This is a genomic window from Ignavibacteria bacterium (assembly GCA_016873775.1).
Lineage (GTDB): Bacteria > Bacteroidota > Ignavibacteria > UBA10030 > F1-140-MAGs086 > JAGXRH01.
This window is the reverse complement of the sequence record VGWC01000134.1, coordinates 1-2927: the sequence shown is the minus strand read 5'-3', so window position 1 is coordinate 2927 and position 2927 is coordinate 1. Positions and strand designations below refer to the sequence as shown.

Annotated in this window: 2 protein-coding genes; both read left to right on the top strand. The window is 40.5% G+C overall.

What is annotated here, in order from left to right; genetic code table 11:
* On the top strand, positions 1-185 hold a 185-nt coding region (locus FJ218_11290), incomplete at its 5' end, for a hypothetical protein (protein MBM4167485.1).
* A 934-nt stretch (positions 186-1119) separates the two neighbouring features.
* On the top strand, positions 1120-2927 hold a 1808-nt coding region (locus tag FJ218_11285), incomplete at its 3' end, for a T9SS type A sorting domain-containing protein (GenBank protein MBM4167484.1).

The following is a 2927-nucleotide window of genomic DNA, read 5'->3' as shown; positions in this document are numbered from 1 at the left end:
CGGTGTATGACGTGATCGGACAGAAAGTTGCAACACTTGTTGCAGAACATCAGCAGCCCGGATATAAAAGTATTGTCTGGAACAGTCAAAATGAAAACGGAGAATCTCTTGGTTCAGGAATGTATTTCTATCGAATGGTCGCAGGAGATTTTATCCAATCGCGGAAACTCGTGTTAATAAAGTAAAGCAATGAAACTTATTTTGCGCAATAGAGAATTAACTATGAACACATCAAAACTTTATGTGATGCTTACGCTGCTGTTTGTATGTGGTACAGTTGCGTTTTCAACGCCGCCGGATTGGACGGTGAATCCTGCAAATTTTCAATTCAATGCGAACGTAACATCGGTGGTAACAATCAATGATGGAATAGGTATTTCATCAACAGATGTACTTGCGGCGTTTGCTGGAAATGAAGTGCGCGGAATTACTTCCCCCGTAATGGTTGGGGAGCAATATTTCTTTTTTCTGACAACATATTCGAATCTTGCAGAAGGAGAAATATTGTCGTTTCAATATTACAGCGTATCTTCAGATACAACGGGCTACATTATCGAAGTTCTTCCTTTTGTTGCTAATGGCGTAACCGGTAGTCCGGTTGCGCCGTTAGTATTGCACGGATTCCTTCACAACTTCGACCGCACGCCGGAAGTGAGCAATATTCCCGACCAAACGATTGAACAGGGAAATTCTTTTCTGACGTTTGATTTGGATTCTTTTCTCACAGAATACAATAACGATGAAATACAATGGAGCGTAAGCGGAAATGTGCAATTGAATGTTTCGATTGGCACAGGAAATATTGTTTCGATAACACAAGCGGAAAATTTTATCGGAACAGAACTTCTGGTATTTAAAGCGACAGATAATACTGCACACGCTTACTTTGATACGGACACTGCAAAATTCACTGTACGCGCGTTGGATGTTCCTCCGCAAATAAGTGTAATTCCCAATCAGACTATTCGTATTGGCGGCGCGTTCGATGCGATTGATTTGAATGAATACCTCACTTCATCCGATGGTGATGCTGTAGAATGGAAGTACATATTTCATCCGTCGGGACCGAGCGAAGAAAAACCACGATGGGAAATTAATCCGAATGATTTTCAAAATTCGATGTCAGTAACTGCAGAAGTTGCTTCGTTAGGATTGCCGACGTCGGGAAATGGAAATTTGCTTGCTGCATTTTCGGGAGATGAAATTCGCGGAGTTGCTTCACCAATTTACGCTGTTGGAAAATGGTTGTATTTTCTTTCTCTTTATGCAAATGAAGAGGAGGAAGAAATTACATTCTGGTTTTACGATTCGCTTCGGCAAAAAACGTATCCTGTTTTGGAAAAAATTTTTTTCCAAAACAATAACGTTATCGGTGAGCCACAAAATCCTTTTGAAATGAGCGCAGGGAATATTGTTCCTGCAATTGATAACGATGGTTACACAGAATTTAATGTGCCGTATAAATTTTGGGTGGGTTCGGAAATGATTTCCTTTGTTGCGACAGATAAAAACTCAATGCATCATTACGCAGATACGGCAGATGTACTATTTACTTCTGAATATTTTGCGTTTTCTGCAAATCCAGTGCTGTCCGATTTTGGCTCCGTCGCGCAGGGAAGCAGCAAAGATGGATTTATCACCATTACCAATTTCAGTCCTGTAAATCTTGGTATAATTTCCGTTACATCTTCGAATGAAGAATTTACTGTTTCACCTGCGGGAGAAATTGTCATTGCAAAAGGAAAAAGCAAAGTATTTGCAGTTACGTTTGCTCCTGTTGGTTCCAATCGCAGAAGCGCGGAAATTATTTTCGTCCACGATGCGGAAAGTTCTCCAGATACTGTTTATGTTTCGGGATTTGGTTTGGGAAAATTCCGCACGTTCAGCCATAATATTTCGGATTTTACACAAGATGCAGTGAAGTTGAAATACAAAAAAGGAACGCTTGTGGAACATCCGAATCTGATGACTGCCGTTGAAGAAACGTTTCGCAAACAGGTTTCCAAAACATTGTTTCCGAAAGGAAGAACTTTTCTCGGCATTGACAGAACGGATTCTGCAAAAGCATACGCATGGATGAGTTTGAAGAAAGCCAAAGAACTTGCGAAAGGAATGACGGGCGACCACAACGGACAAGCATATCCTTTCGATTATCTGCGCGACCCGATAAAGAATACAAAAAAGAAACTTGCAAAATCGCTGAAGTTTGAAACGAAGTTGAATAATCCTGCGATTGCGCAGGGATTGTTGTTCAAACTTAATCTTCTTGCAAGCGATAGCGGCGTTACTCCGTACGGACTTGGCTCGCTTGTGCTTGATACGACAATTCAACTTGCGGGAAGGCAACTCAAAGGAATGACGCTGAATGAAGTTGCAAATTATTACGACAGCATTATGACGTACTGGAAAAAATACAGCGTTGATACGACAGAAGATTTTGAACAATTGCGTTTGTTCGTAATGAATGTTCTCAAACGTATCAATGATGGATTTTATCAGGCGATTGATACAAGCGTGTCGGGAAAAAATTATGTAATTGATTCCATTGCGATTGTAAAAGGAAATACGTCTTCGGGCGGAAAGAAAAATGCCTACGCGATGACATTGATAAAAGGAAAATCGGTAAGCGAAATTTCAATTCTGAAACAAAATGCAACTGCAAAACAAGTGCAATTAATTAGTTCGGATAAGAAAATATTGCCGAATGAATTTTCTCTTTTCCAAAATTATCCGAATCCGTTCAATCCGACAACTGCTATTGGCTTTTCGCTGTTGGCTGTTGGGAATGTAACATTGAAGATTTACAATGTTCTCGGGCAGGAAGTCGCAACACTTTTGAACAATGAACTACTTGAAGAAGGAATGCACGAAGTTCAGTTTGATGCAAGCACGCTTTCGAGCGGAATGTATTTTTATCGTCTCACTGC